Here is a 14,213-nt window from a genome sequence, read left to right as displayed (position 1 = left end):
TTAATTCTTTTTATTTAATATATACGTTTTAACTGCTGCGTTATGCTGTTTTAACGTGGTTGAAAATTGGTGGCTACCATCGCCTTTTGATACAAAGTAAACATATTCACTTTGCGGCGGATTAACTGCAGCTAAAATAGCGGCTTTTGATGGCATTGCAATCGGTGTTGGCGGTAAACCATTAATACGATACGTATTGTAGGGCGTATAATCGCGCAAATCCTTACGTTTAATATCACCATCAAAGTCAGCGCCTAGCCCGTATATTACGGTTGGATCGGTTTGCAGGCGCATATTGGTGTTTAATCGATTAACAAACGCTGATGCAATTAACGGACGCTCGCTGGCAAGGCCTGTTTCTTTTTCAATAATTGAAGCCATTATTAGTGCTTCGTATGCTGTTTTATAGGGTAGATTAGCGGCGCGCTGCTGCCAAGCATCATCTAACGTTTGCTGCATTTTTTGTGCTGCACGTTTTAATACACTGCTTGCAGTATCGTTATTATGATAATGGTAAGTGTCGGGGAATAACCAGCCTTCTAAGTGCGTGTTATTACCCAGTATTTGAGTACTTAGTTCGTCAGTTTTTAAATCGTTTTGTAAATTATCAGCTTTTTTAATAGCACTTAGTACTTCACGTAAGTTTTGCCCTTCAATTATGGTAAAACTAAAACTAATTTGCTGACCTTGGTTAATTTTTTTTACGTTATTAATAACGCTATCGGCTGTTAGCTCGTAAAACCCAGCTTTTAAGTCGGTAAGAGTGGGATCTAACTTGGCAATTACCTGATAACGCCAACAACTTTCTACCCAGTTATTAGCTTGCCATTGTTGGCATAACTTATTAAAGCCAGTGCCATGCTTAACTTCAAATTGTGTGCTTTGTGCTACCTTTAACGGGCTATTTATTGTTGCTTGTAATTGCTGGTAACCAACAGCAGTGGTTATAACAGCTAAAAAAAGTACCGATAAAATAACTTTTAACACTCAGCCTCCTTGGCTAATAATTTAGTTAGTAATGCGTGGCTGTCGTCTGTATTAAATACCTGTTGCTCAATACGTTTTACAGGTACTGCTCCCATTAAGCTATTACACACAAATACGGCGTCTGCTTGGGTTAAGTCTTCTACTTTCACGCGTTTAAATTCAACAGGCAATTTATCACATAACGATTGCAGATAAACGCCCTTTATTCCGCACTCATCAAGCAATGGCGTAAACACACGCTTATTTTCAATCGCAAAAATATTAGCTGCAGAAGCTTCAATTACATTGTTATTGTAATCAAGCACTAACACATCGTCGCAGTTTTGCGTTTGCATTGCTTTTTTAACTAGTACTTGCTCTAGCCGGTTTAGTGTTTTAAGACCCGCTAAATAAGGCTGTGCTGCTAATTTAATTGGGCTTATTTCGAGATTTACACCCTTTTTAACAAGCGCTTCGTAATTACTAGGGTAATCTAATATGCTCAATAAAATAGTAATATTACACTCACTTGGCAGCCCATAACCACGTCCGCCTTCGCCTCGCGTTACAAGTATTTTAAGCACGTTGAGTGGTGCAGCTTTTATATGCAAAGCAATTTGGTTTTCAAGGCGATTAAAATCTAGCTCAGGAAAACCCAAACGCTGTGCGCATTCAATCAAACGCGCTTTATGATGAGCCCAATACTGTACTTGCCCATTAACAACTTTAGCCGTTGTAAAAAAGCCGTCACCGTAATTTAAGCCTCTATCACGCGTGCTTAAAGTGCTGTTTTGATCTACTGCTATTATTGTTTGCATTTTATTTGGCATATAAAAAAAGCCCAGTTAAACAACTGAGCTCTTATAATTTGATTCGTTGTTAAAAAAGATTATACCTTTTTAAATAGCAACGAGCCATTAGTACCACCAAAACCGAACGAGTTACACAGTGCAAAGTCTAACTTTGCATCACGTGCAGTGTGAGCAATATAATCTAAGTCACACCCTTCGTCTGGGTTATCAAGGTTGATAGTTGGCGACACTTTTTGATCTGTCAGTGATAAAATCGAAATAATCGATTCAACCGAGCCTGCAGCACCTAACAAGTGACCCATCATCGATTTAGACGAGCCTACCATTACATCTTTAGCTGCATTACCAAAAATAGATTTAACAGCGGCAGTTTCTGCTTTATCGCCTGCATTTGTAGATGTACCGTGTGCGTTAATGTAACCAATTTGCTCAGCGTTCACTTGCGCATCATTTAGTGCGTTTTGCATTGCAAGGGCAGCACCGGCTCCATCTTCTGGTGGTGATGTCATGTGGTACGCATCGCCGCTCATACCAAAGCCAACAAGCTCAGCATAAATTTTAGCGCCACGTGCTTTTGCATGTTCGTACTCTTCAACTACAACAACACCTGCACCGTCAGAAAGCACAAAGCCATCGCGGTCTTTATCCCAAGGGCGAGAAGCCGCTTGTGGGTCGTCATTGCGGGTTGAAAGTGCACGTGCAGCATTAAAGCCACCCATACCAATTGGGGTACAGGCTTTTTCTGCACCGCCAGCAACCATTGCATCTGCATCACCGTAGGCAATCATGCGCGCGGCATGGCCAATATTATGCAAACCAGTAGTACAGGCAGTTACAATTGAAATATTTGGACCACGAAGTCCATGCATCATTGATAAGTGACCTGAGATCATATTAATAATGGTAGACGGAACATAAAATGGCGATAACTTGCGCGGACCACTATTTAATAACTTAATGTGGTTTTCTTCGATAAGCGTTAAGCCACCAATACCAGAGCCCACAGCTACACCTATACGTGTTGCGTTTTGCTCAGTAATTTCAAGGCCTGAATCTTTAAAGGCTTGAACACCCGCTGCAATGCCGTACTGAATAAACAAGTCCATTTTTTTAGTATCTTTCGCTGACATGTATGCAGTTGCATCAAAGTCATTTATTAAACCAGCGAATTTAGTACCAAATTTTGATGTATCAAAGTGGGTTATTGTTTGAATGCCACTTTTGCCATCTAATAAGCCTTGCCAGGTTGATTGAACATCATTACCTAGCGGCGTCAACATTCCTAAGCCAGTTACGACGACTCGACGTTTAGCCACGGTTTGCCTCCAATAAGGGATATTTACAAGGGGATGATCATACCCAAGCTACCTCAAAGTGCTAGTCCCAAAATAGATTAAAAACGCATAACACAATCAAAATTAATTTTTAGCTAAAATTGAGCATTGAGGCTTAAGTTTTGAATCACGAACTTTGAGGTGGTTTGGATATAAAAAATTAAAGGCAGCGGATGCTGCCTTTAACGTGCGATTAATTACTCAGCGTGTGCTGTTACGTAATCGATAGCAGTTTGTACTGTAGTGATCTTCTCAGCTTCTTCATCTGGGATCTCAGTATCAAACTCTTCTTCAAGAGCCATTACTAGTTCAACAGTATCAAGAGAATCTGCACCTAGGTCATCTACGAAAGAAGATTCATTTTTAACTTCTTCTTCTTTAACACCTAGTTGTTCAATGATAATTTTCTTTACGCGTTCTTGGATATCGCTCATTCTTCTTTCCTTTATTAAAAACGCCGATGCGTTATTTTCAGATTGCCGCGTAGTTTACGCGGCATAATTCTCTGATTCAATGATTTGACCATAAATAATTGTCTGGTCAAACCTCTGAGTGTGTGTTTTGTCTTTTATCGCTTATTTTCGCAGCGATTTCAAGTATGTTTAAAGCAAGTTCACAAATAATTCAATGTTTTTGAGGTAACTTACTTAACTTTATTAGGTAACAATGTGGGTATAATGGTTATTAAACCATGTACATCGCGCCATTTACATGCAAAGTTTCACCTGATACGTACGCAGCAGCGTCAGATGCTAAATAACATACCGCAGCTGCAATTTCGTCTGGTTGGCCTAAACGCCCTGCTGGAACATTTGCAAGTGTTGCTGCTTTTTGCTCATCAGTTAAATCATCAGTCATATCAGTTTGAATAAAACCAGGTGCCACTACGTTTACTGTAATACCACGTGATGCCACTTCGCGTGCAAGTGACTTAGAAAAACCAATGACGCCTGCTTTAGCCGCTGCATAGTTAGCTTGTCCTGCATTACCCATAGTGCCCACTACTGAGCCAATATTGATAATACGACCTTTCTTTTTCTTCATCATTGGACGAAGTACCGCTTTAGATAAACGGAAAATCGAGCTTAAGTTAGTGTCGATTATATCGTCCCATTCAGTCTCTTTCATACGCATTAATAGGTTGTCACGTGTGATACCTGCGTTATTAACAAGTACGTCAATATCGCCAAAATCAGCTTTTATTGCGGCAAGTGTCGCTTCAATAGATGCAGGATCCGTTACGTTTAATGCATAACCTTTACCATTGTCACCTAAGTACTCGCTGATTTTAGCAGCGCCTGACTCGCTTGTAGCAGTGCCTGCTACTTTTGCACCTTGCGCAACTAATGTTGTTGCAATTGCTTTACCAATACCACGGCTAGCGCCAGTAATTAGGACAATTTTGCCCTCTAAAGAAAATAAATTAGACATTTTATATACTCTTATTTAGCAGCAGCGATTGAAGCGGCATCGTTTACTGAGCCACAAACCATTGCTTTATCAATTCGTTTAGCAAGTCCTGTTAATACTTTACCAGGACCAAATTCGTAGCTTTGCGTTACATCTTGTGCAACCAAGGCTTGTACTGTTTCTGTCCAGCGAACTGGGCTGTATAGTTGACGTACTAGTGCATCTTTAATTGCATCAGCGGTCGATTCAGCTTTTACATCAACATTATTAATTACATCACACTTAGGTGTATTAAATGTTAAAGCGGCCAAGTCTACCGCTAGCTTATCAGCAGCTGGCTTCATTAGTTCACAATGTGAAGGTACGCTAACCGAAAGTGGTAATGCGCGTTTAGCACCAGCATCTTTACATGCTTGTGATGCTCTATCTACTGCCGCTTTATGCCCTGCAATAACAACTTGACCAGGAGAATTGTAGTTAACTGGAGATACAACCTCACCTTGCGCTGAGGCAGCACATGCCGCTTTTATTTCTTCATCGCCTAAGCCAATAATCGCAGCCATTGAACCTACGCCTGCAGGTACAGCTTCTTGCATGTATAAACCACGGTTTTCAACAAGCTTAACAGCTTCGCTCAAGCTTAGTACGTCGCTACATACTAGTGCTGAATATTCACCTAAGCTGTGCCCCGCCATAACAACTTCTGCATCTGGGTTTGCTGCAAGCCAATCACGGTAAATAGCAACACTTGCAGTTAATAATGCAGGTTGTGTACGATGAGTTTGATTTAATTTTTCTTCTGGGCCATTAAGAACTAGCTCTGCTAAGTCGTAACCCAGTGCATCTGATGCTTCTGCAAATGTTGCTTTAACAATGTCAGAACTCTCTAGTAGCTCTTTTAACATACCAACGCTTTGCGAGCCTTGACCTGGGAATAGAAGTGCAATTTTTTGTGCCATACTTTGCTCTTTTTAATTAAACAAATAAATAATGAAATACACGGCACATCAATTATTGATTAACCGCCGTGTCTTTAGAATGTGTTTTTTCGAAAATAGCAGCTATTTTATCAGGAAGTTGACGTTCAACCTCTTTTACCGCTTCATCAATTGCTGCTTGAAATGCTTTAGCTGACGCATTTCCATGACTTTTAACGACAATACCGCGCAATCCTACCAGAGAAGCACCGTTATACTGGTCGGGGTTCACCCTTTTATAGAGTTTTTTTATTATTGGACGCAATATAAACGCCATACATTTATACAAAAGGTGCTTTTCGAGCGCAGCTGTAAACTTATTCATAATAAGCTTGGCAATGCCTTCGCATGTTTTAAGCGCCACGTTACCCACAAACCCTTCGCATACAATAACATCAGCTTTGCCAGAAAAAATATCACTTCCTTCGCTATAACCAATGTAATTAATATGTGGGCTTTGCTGCATTAATTGTGCAGCCTGTTTAATATCATCGTGGCCTTTAATGTCCTCAGCGCCAATATTTAATAAGCTAACGCGAGGGTTATCGCACCCAAGTGCTTGACCAGCAACTACAGAGCCCATAATGCCAAACTGATAGAGCATTTGCGCATCGCAATGCACATTAGCACCTAAGTCGAGTAAATATACTGGGTTTTGGCTTTCTGTAGGAACAGATGAAATGAGTGCGGCACGTTTAACACCTGGCAGCATTTTTAATACGTAGTGAGCCATAAAAAATAAAGCGCCGGTATTACCTGAGCTAACACACGCTTGTGCTTCGCCCGACTTAACTAAATCAAGGGCAACACGCATAGATGAATCTTTTTTTGAACGTACAGCAATTGCAGGTTCGCAGGCGTTAGTGACTATTTCACTACAATGACGAATTATGAGTCTTGGATGAGATAAAGAATCGAGGGATTCGAGTTCTTTAGATATAACGTCTTCATTGCCACATAAAATGAGACTTAAATTGGCATGAGCGTTTACCGCATGAACGGCAGCAGGAATAGATGAACGGGGGCCGTAATCGCCCCCCATCATATCTAACGCTATGGTTAGATCTTTCAGCATATAAGTAATCTCTTATTTAGAAATTACTTGAACGCCTTTGTAGTAACCATCTGCAGTCACATGGTGACGACGATGAGTCTCACCAGATGTTTGATCTACAGTTAAAGTTGGACCACTGATCGCATCGTGTGAACGGCGCATGCCGCGTCTTGCACGAGACTTTTTGCTTTTTTGTACAGCCATAGTCTTCTCCTAAGAATCTTTCTTAAGTTGTTTCAAAATATCAAATGGATTAGGTTTATCATCTTCCGCCTTTAATACACCAAAGCTGGCAGGCTTTGCTGAATAACTGCATGAAGCTTCGTTGTGGGTAGCCACTAATGGAATTGCTAAAATTAGTTCGTCTTCAATTAAATCAAAAACGTTAACTTCACCATTTTCATCAAGTGCTACTTCGTCGTAGTCTTCTGGAAAAATATCTAACTCTGTATCTTCACCTACTGGTGAATATGCAAAGTCTTGAACCAAATCCAACCCTAAATCACCATTACAACGTTGACAAATGACAGTAACATGTGTGGACAAATTGCCTCTAATCACAGCGAAACCTTGATCATCGTTTTTGCAATGTATTTTTACCGCTATTTCACCTACTTCTTCCTGCACAACTTTCTCTAAACGAGTAAGTTTTTCAAGCGGTACAATTCCGTCATACTTTAAACGGTGCTGCGCTGCTTTGCCTGGATGAAGAGTGATGGGAATTTTCACCTTTTGCATAGGGGCTGCATCATATAGATAGTTAGTTTGTTAGTCAAAGTAAAAAACCATTTTTACTTGGTTTTTAACGTGTTTTACTCTCGGATCTGATTTATCCTAACTCAATCTGAATTATCGTAGGAAAACAGTCCATGAAGCTTCCACTCATTTTAGCGTCAAGCTCGCCTTTTAGGCAGTCTTTATTACAAAAATTTAATTTACCCTTTGATACGTTTTCACCCGACGTTGACGAATCAGCACTTGAATGCGAAACACCTACTGAACTGGTTAAGCGTTTAAGTGAGTTAAAAGCCTCAGCAGCTAATAAACACTTTAAAAAAGGGTTAGCAATTGGATCAGACCAAGTCGCTGTGTTTAACAATCAAATTTTAGGTAAACCGCACAATAAACAAAATGCTCTAAAACAACTAAATTTATTTAGCGGTAATACTGTAACATTTTTAACTGGGCTTTGTGTTTACGATATTGTAACTGGAACAAAAAAAACCTGTGTAGAACCTTTTAATGTGACGTTTAAAACACTCAGTGATGCACAAATTAGTGCTTATTGCGACGCAGAGCAGCCTTATAACTGTGCTGGCAGCTTTAAAAGTGAAGGGTTGGGTATCTGTTTATTTGAAAAACTAAGCGGAGACGATCCTAATAGCTTAATTGGATTACCATTAATTAAACTCAGCCAATTACTGGCTGAGTTTGGTATTGATGTGCTTACCGCTCAAAACAAGCTCTAGTTAAATAAATTAGCCAAGCAAAACCTGTTGCAATTGAAGATAATTATCTACCGTTGCAACAGGGCTAAGCTTATTTAGCTGCTGTGCGTTATGTACACCCATTGTTACGCCAATTCTATCCACGCCTGCAGCTTTTGCCATTGTCATGTCTATTTGAGTGTCACCAATCATTACAGCGTCTTGAGCGCTTATGCCAAGTTCTTCAAGTAATTGATACAGCATATTTGGAGAGGGCTTAGACAGTGCGTCGTCGCTTGTACGTGTTGCACTAAAAAAATGTCTAAGTTGGCTTTGATCAAGCAAACGCTCTAATCCATCTCGACCTTTACCTGTTGCAACCGCTAAAACAATGCCCTGCTCTTTTAAGGCACCTAAAACGCTGACAACATTATCAAATACAGGAGTTGGCGTGGTATCAACACTATATTGGTGTTTATACCCTTTAATTAGCGCTTGATGCTGCGCGGCATTATTGGGAAATAAAACATCAATTGCTTTTTCAAGCGACATACCAATAATATTTTTAATTGCTAAATCACTTGGCGCCACTAAATTAAGTGACTCAGCACTACTACGAATACAGTTAACTATTTTAGTGACTGAATCCATAACGGTGCCATCCCAATCAAAAATGACGAGCTTATATTTTTTAATTGGCGTCTCTGCAATCACTGTTTTGCGTCTCGTAATTTTAGTAATGTATTTTTAAGCGTTTTATCAAGGGGCGCTTCAATACGCATCGTTGTTTCGTTTTTAGGATGATAAAAACTTAAATCGTGTGCATGTAAGAATAAACGGTTTAACCCAACTTTACGCATAGATTCATCAAACCCTTGATCGCCGTATTTATCATCGCACGCGATAGGATGACCTTTACATTGCGTATGAACACGAATTTGGTGCGTACGCCCTGTAACAGGTGATGCTTGTACGAGTGAGCAATCGTTAAAACGTTCAAGTACTTTAAAACGCGTATGCGAAGGCTTGCCCTCAGTGTTATCTACACGTACTACGCGTTCACCCGATTTAAGTGTATTTTTACGCAGCCCTTCGGTAACGTTTTTAGTTTTAGAGTCCCACTGCCCTTCTACAAGTGCCCAGTAATTTTTTTCCATGGTTTTTTCACGAAGCTGTTCATGCAATGCTGTTAACACCGAACGGCGCTTTGCAATAAGTAAACAGCCCGATGTATCACGGTCAAGCCTGTGAACTAGCTCAAGATTGCGCTCTTCTGGGCGAAGCGCGCGCAGCGCTTCAATTAAACCATAACTTAAACCACTGCCACCATGAACAGCCATACCTGAAGGTTTATTTATGACGATAAGGTATTTATCTTCAAATAAAATATCGTTTTCTAGGCGAGTTACTTTGTCTAACTTTGATGGTACAAACTCTTCACGCTCAGCAACTCTGATAGGTGCAATACGCAGTACATCGTCAAGCTGTAGTTTATATACAGGCTTAATACGCTTTTTATTAACGCGTACCTCACCTTTGCGCAAAAGTTTATAAATAGCGCTTTTAGGCACCCCTTTTAAATGGGTAATAAGAAAGTTATCAATACGCTGACCTAAATGGTCTTCATTGATAGTGACATAAGTTACTTGTAAGTCGTTTTTTTCTGACATTGCCTAATCACTAATTTAAGTAAAATAATTTAGTTGCTAACACTGTAATAATAGTGGGATAATCAGCAGCGCAAATATTTAGTATTTGCAAATAACAACGGTGCTTTTTAACACATTAAAACATTCGTGATGCACATTCTGGGTAGCCGATCATACAGATCCGAGTTAAGTTTTCCAAAGCTTTTATGCCTCCTCAGTTAACACGTGCGATCAATTAACGGCAATGCGCGTAATATATTGCTGGTTAAGTTTGAACATGAAGCGATTTTTAATGTGCTAGAGAAAGCAATGAACAGATAATTTGTCTGATAGTGACGACGTAAAAAACGTCGTTCAGCACTAGCTCAATTATTGTAGTACCGTACAGCAGCTTATTTAGAATTAAAAAAATCTAATAAATAAGCGTTCATTAACATCGGCAGCGATTTTTGCTCTTAAAACGGATATTAGCGATACATCAGTATGTATTGCTCACCAACTTAATGAGCCCTACGCGCCTAATATGAATGATATTTAGTAAGATTAATATGACAGGCCGACTTCTGGGTAAAACTTGTAAACGTAGCTGAAAAGCCGACAGTTTTAGCACCATTAAGAATTTAATAGCGGTAATAATCGCTATTGTTTGCCAGCATTTAAAATACTGCATACGAGATACAGAGCCGTTCCGTTAAAGACCCAGTCGTGAGGCTGCACATTCTAAAAATAGGGACAACTGAACAGGCGAGAAAAACATCGTCATGTCAGCGACATAAATAAGTAGAGTAACAATATGAAACGTATGCTAATCAATGCAACGCAGCAAGAAGAAATGCGCGTAGCACTGGTTGATGGCCAGCGCCTTTATGATTTAGATATCGAAAGCCCAGGTCACGAACAGAAAAAAGCCAATATTTATAAAGGCAAAATCACTCGCATTGAACCATCTCTTGAAGCAGCATTTGTTGATTACGGTGCTGACCGCCATGGTTTCCTTCCTTTAAAAGAAATTGCACGTACTTACTTCCCTGCAGGTTACACTTTTCATGGTCGCCCTAACATTCGCGACGTAATAAAAGAAGGTCAAGAAGTAATAGTACAAGTTGATAAAGAAGAACGCGGCCAAAAAGGCGCAGCGTTAACTACTTTTATCAGTGTTGCTGGTAGCTATTTAGTTCTTATGCCTAATAACCCTCGTGCTGGCGGTATTTCTCGTCGTATTGAAGGTGATGAGCGAACTGAACTTAAAGAAGCATTAGGTCGTTTAGAACTACCTAAAGGTATGGGCTTAATTGTTCGTACAGCGGGTGTTGGCAAGTCATTTGAAGAACTTAACTACGATTTAAAAGCACTATTAGTACATTGGGATGCAATTAAACAAGCAGCCGATAGTGCTAAAGCACCGTTTTTGATTCACCAAGAAAGCAACGTGATTTTCCGCGCAATACGCGATTATTTACGTCGTGACATTGGCGAAATTTTAATTGATAAACCACGTGTTTTTGAAGAAGCTAAAGCGCACATTGAGCGTTTTCGTCCTGACTTTATGAGCCGTGTTAAGCTTTATCAAGGTGACACGCCTTTATTTACACATTACCAAATTGAAAGCCAAATTGAGTCTGCATTCCAGCGTGAAGTACGTCTTCCTTCTGGTGGTTCAATTGTAATTGACCCTACTGAAGCACTGACATCTATTGATATCAACTCGTCTAAGGCAACTAAAGGCGGCGATATTGAAGAGACAGCACTTAATACAAATTTAGAAGCGGCCGATGAAATTGCACGTCAATTACGTCTTCGTGACCTAGGTGGTTTAATTGTAATCGACTTTATCGATATGACTCCTCCACGCCATCAACGTGAAGTAGAGAATCGTTTAAAAGATGCAGCGCGCCCAGACCGTGCTCGCGTTCAAATTGGTAAAATCTCACGCTTTGGTTTACTTGAAATGTCGCGCCAGCGTTTGCGTCCTTCATTAGGTGAAGCAAGCCAAGGCCCATGTCCACGTTGTAGTGGCCAAGGTACTATTCGTTCAAACGAATCAATAGCACTTTCAATTCTTCGCTTAATTGAAGAAGAAGCAATTAAAGACAATACAGCACAAGTAAATGCACAAGTGCCTGTTGCTGTTGCCGCTTATTTATTAAATGAGCAACGTCGTAGTGTTCACCGCATTGAAAAACATCATAAATGTGACGTAGTGATTATTCCAAATCAACATATGGAAACACCACATTATGAAGTTATGCGCTTACGTAAAGACGAAACACTTGAAACTGTAAGTTACGGACAAGTTGTTGCACCGGAGCCTGAAGTATTCGAGATGTCAAAATCTCCAAGTACGCCAGTCCGTGAAGAGCCGATGCTAAAAGGCGTGGTAATGCCTTCTACTCCTGCTCCACAAGCAGCGCCAGCTAAAGCCGTAGAGCCTGCTGCGGTAGCACAAACTAAAACTGAAGGTGGCTTACTAGCTGCTATTGGTAATTGGTTTAAGTCGTTATTTGCAAGTGAATCTGAAGAAGAGAAAAAAGAAGCTGTAGAAAAAGAGCAGCAAGAAACGCGCAATAATGCGCGTCGTGGTAACGATAATCGTCGTCGTAATAACAATCAACGTCGTCGTAATAATAACCCACGCACTAACAAGCCGCGCAATGAGCGTCCAGCCGCTGAAGAGGAAGCTAAAACTGACTCAGCAGCAAGCACCGAGACTCAAGAGAGAAGCGAGAACCGCAACAAGCGCCGTCGTAATCCTAACTCTCGTAAGCGCCCAGAGCATAAAAACCAAGAAAAAGATCAAGTTAAAACTGAAGCCCCTGCAAAGGCGGAAGTAGAAACTGATTCTAAGCCAGCACAAGCTGCAGAGCCTAAAGAGCAGAAGCCTAAAGTTCGCCGTCAACGTCGTAACATACGTAAAAAAGTACGTCTGCAAGATGAAAAAGCTGAGCAAGCTAACTCAACAGAGCAAGCTCCTGAGCAAACGGCTGTGACTGAAACTCCACAAGTTCAAGAGCAAGCTCCTGCTGTAGAAAAGCAAAAGCAAACTCCGGCAGAAAAAACAGCTCACATTAAAGAAGAGAAAGTTGATGTTGTTGATTCTAACGATGAAACAGCAACTACTGAAGACGAACAAGAGCAAACACGTACACGTTCACGTCGTTCTCCTCGTCATCTTCGTGCATCTGGTCAACGTCGTCGTCGCCCTGAAGGTGAAGCAGAAGTTAAATCTGATGAAGCCCCTGCATTTATTCCAGTTGCTGATCAAGCTGCTGCAGAATACGAAGCAGAACTTAAAGCGAAATCAGAAGAAACACCGGTAGATGCGTCGCAACAAGTTGAACAAGCCGTTGCGGTTGAAGACTTAGCAAAAGTTGAAGCTGTAGAAGAGCCAGTAAAAGCTAAAGAACCGGCTAAAGCTGAAACGCCAGTAGCAACTGAAGAGCCAGTTAAAGTTGAAACACCAGTAGCAACTGAAGAGCCTGCTAAAGTTGAAACACCAGTAGCAACTGAAGAGCCTGCTAAAGCTGAAACGCCAGTAGCCACTGAAGAGCCAGCTAAAGTTGAAACCCCAGTAGCCACTGAAGAGCCTGATAAAGTTGAAACACCAGTAGCCACTGAAGAGCCTGCTAAAGCTGAAACACCAGTAGCCACTAAAGAGCCTGCTAAAGCTGAAACACCAGCAGCAACTGAAGAGCCTGCTAAAGTTGAAACGCCAGTAGCCACTGAAGAGTCTGCTAAAGCTGAAACGCCAGTAGTAACTGAAGAGCCTGCTAAAGTTGAAACACCAGTAGCAACTGAAGAGCCTGCTAAAGTTGAAGCAAAATTGAAAACTGAAAAATCAGCACCGCATGTTAAAACAGCGGTTACTCAAGGGTCAGCAAGTGCGCCAATGGCACAACCTACTCCTGTAGCTGATAGCGAAGTGAAACATACGTCTGTAGCAATGGCTCACGATAAACGTGAACTAGTTCCAGACAGTGGTTTACGTGCAGGTTCGATCAAACCTGCTGGTCGTGCAAGCTCTGCAATGACTAAAACAATGAGTGTTGATTAATAACTAACATTCATTAAAAAGCCCCGCTATTTAATAAATAGTGGGGCTTTTTTGTTTATATGATTTGAATAATTATTAAAGTTTCTTCACGCCCACAATAAGCGATTTATTCACAAAGAGGTTAAGAGACGCTGCGCTTTTAGAGGTAGTAATAAGGCTAAGCCTAGCTAACTTAAATAAGCCCCGCTAGCAAACCATCGCTTGTGTTTCTCATTTACTCCTCTTTCACTTCTCTATGTGAAATAGATCTTTTAGTGGTTTTGTTAGCAAAGAAATTAAATAAACAGAAGCGTTGCTTCTCGCGTAAGCAAGCTTCACTACTACAGCCGAAATTTAACACCGTGAATAAAATTAACCTGTAGACGCACAACTTGTTGGCGTGACGGGCACAAAGCCCGTAAAAAGTAATTTTTTCACAAAGAGGTTAAGAGACGCTGCGCTTTTCGGAGTTTTTCAAGTTAGTTGTCGCATCAAAGTAAATTTTATGCCGCCCGCATTGCTTCTTTTTTCTCTGGATTTAAATTTACTTCATT

The 14,213-nt window shown here is 40.7% G+C and carries 13 protein-coding genes; 2 read left to right on the top strand and 11 right to left on the bottom strand.

Features of this window, described 5'->3' with window-relative positions:
• The 9 genes from mltG to yceD all read right to left on the bottom strand — a co-directional run bounded on the left by mltG (window position 1) and on the right by yceD (window position 7,291).
• Window positions 1–987: an endolytic transglycosylase MltG gene (gene mltG / locus GQR47_RS15160; RefSeq protein WP_165724004.1), complete on the bottom strand. Its 987-nt coding sequence runs from the start codon at window positions 985–987 to the stop codon at window positions 1–3.
• Entirely contained in the window at window positions 981–1,796 is an 816-nt protein-coding gene (gene pabC, locus GQR47_RS15155) for an aminodeoxychorismate lyase (protein WP_165724003.1), read from the bottom strand. The genes mltG and pabC overlap by 7 nt, the downstream gene beginning before the upstream one ends.
• A 59-nt stretch (window positions 1,797–1,855) precedes the next feature.
• Window positions 1,856–3,094 (bottom strand): beta-ketoacyl-ACP synthase II, encoded by a 1,239-nt coding sequence (gene fabF / locus GQR47_RS15150; RefSeq protein WP_002962376.1) that lies wholly within the window; start codon window positions 3,092–3,094, stop codon window positions 1,856–1,858.
• Between the two features lie 215 nt (window positions 3,095–3,309).
• On the bottom strand, window positions 3,310–3,546 hold the full coding sequence (acpP, locus tag GQR47_RS15145; protein WP_002962377.1) for an acyl carrier protein: 237 nt from the start codon (window positions 3,544–3,546) through the stop codon (window positions 3,310–3,312).
• 250 nt (window positions 3,547–3,796) lie between these two features.
• A complete protein-coding gene (gene fabG, locus GQR47_RS15140) occupies window positions 3,797–4,543 on the bottom strand; it encodes a 3-oxoacyl-ACP reductase FabG (protein WP_002962378.1) in 747 nt (248 codons plus the stop codon).
• A gap of 11 nt (window positions 4,544–4,554) precedes the next feature.
• A complete protein-coding gene (fabD, locus tag GQR47_RS15135; protein ID WP_165724001.1) occupies window positions 4,555–5,481 on the bottom strand; it encodes an ACP S-malonyltransferase in 927 nt (308 codons plus the stop codon).
• A gap of 52 nt (window positions 5,482–5,533) precedes the next feature.
• Window positions 5,534–6,574, bottom strand: a complete 1,041-nt coding sequence (plsX, locus tag GQR47_RS15130; protein ID WP_002962380.1) for a phosphate acyltransferase PlsX — start codon at window positions 6,572–6,574, stop codon at window positions 5,534–5,536.
• A 12-nt stretch (window positions 6,575–6,586) separates the two neighbouring features.
• Window positions 6,587–6,757: a 50S ribosomal protein L32 gene (gene rpmF / locus GQR47_RS15125; protein WP_002962381.1), complete on the bottom strand. Its 171-nt coding sequence runs from the start codon at window positions 6,755–6,757 to the stop codon at window positions 6,587–6,589.
• A 9-nt stretch (window positions 6,758–6,766) separates the two neighbouring features.
• Window positions 6,767–7,291, bottom strand: a complete 525-nt coding sequence (gene yceD, locus GQR47_RS15120; protein WP_007375269.1) for a 23S rRNA accumulation protein YceD — start codon at window positions 7,289–7,291, stop codon at window positions 6,767–6,769.
• A 131-nt stretch (window positions 7,292–7,422) separates the two neighbouring features.
• Here yceD and GQR47_RS15115 point away from each other — a divergent pair, with 131 nt between their 5' ends.
• Window positions 7,423–8,022 (top strand): Maf family protein, encoded by a 600-nt coding sequence (locus GQR47_RS15115; RefSeq protein ID WP_154903353.1) that lies wholly within the window; start codon window positions 7,423–7,425, stop codon window positions 8,020–8,022.
• A gap of 9 nt (window positions 8,023–8,031) precedes the next feature.
• Here GQR47_RS15115 and GQR47_RS15110 read toward each other — a convergent pair whose 3' ends face one another.
• Entirely contained in the window at window positions 8,032–8,694 is a 663-nt protein-coding gene (locus GQR47_RS15110) for an HAD-IA family hydrolase (RefSeq protein WP_024596137.1), read from the bottom strand.
• Window positions 8,691–9,650, bottom strand: a complete 960-nt coding sequence (gene rluC / locus GQR47_RS15105) for a 23S rRNA pseudouridine(955/2504/2580) synthase RluC (protein WP_024596136.1) — start codon at window positions 9,648–9,650, stop codon at window positions 8,691–8,693. Before rluC ends, GQR47_RS15110 begins: the two co-directional genes overlap by 4 nt.
• 772 nt (window positions 9,651–10,422) lie before the next feature.
• On the opposite strand from rluC, the gene rne reads away from it, so the two are divergent.
• Entirely contained in the window at window positions 10,423–13,680 is a 3,258-nt protein-coding gene (rne, locus tag GQR47_RS15100) for a ribonuclease E (protein WP_024596135.1), read from the top strand.
• Window positions 13,681–14,213 lie beyond the last annotated feature (533 nt).

It is taken from the genome of Pseudoalteromonas sp. Z1A2 (assembly GCF_011378755.1).
GTDB classification, from domain to species: Bacteria; Pseudomonadota; Gammaproteobacteria; order Enterobacterales; family Alteromonadaceae; genus Pseudoalteromonas; species Pseudoalteromonas distincta.
The sequence above is the reverse complement of the archived record's forward strand: the minus strand, read 5'-3'. Positions and strand labels throughout refer to the sequence as shown.